Annotated in this window: 1 protein-coding gene; it reads left to right on the top strand. The window is 61.6% G+C overall.

Features of this window, described 5'->3' with window-relative positions:
- Positions 1–255: NAD(P)(+) transhydrogenase (Re/Si-specific) subunit beta (locus V6C16_RS14825; RefSeq protein ID WP_333543640.1), on the top strand; the 255-nt coding region annotated here is incomplete at both ends.

Raw genomic sequence — 255 nt, 5'->3', positions numbered from 1 at the left:
ACGCGGACAGCAAGGAAGCCGCCGCCGCAAAGCTTGTGCAGAACGCCAAAAAGGTGGTTATTGTCCCCGGTTACGGCATGGCGCTTGCCCAGGCGCAGTACAAGGTCAAACAGCTTGCCGACCTGCTGGAAAGCAAGGGCGCCAGGGTGAGCTACGGCATCCATCCGGTGGCCGGCCGCATGCCGGGCCACATGAACGTGCTGCTTGCCGAAGCCAACGTGGACTACGAGCACCTGCTTGAAATGGACACGGTGA

The sequence above is a fragment of the Desulfovibrio sp. 1188_IL3213 genome (assembly GCF_036763145.1).
Lineage (GTDB): Bacteria > Desulfobacterota > Desulfovibrionia > Desulfovibrionales > Desulfovibrionaceae > Desulfovibrio.
This window is presented reverse-complemented; position numbering and strand designations above follow the sequence as displayed.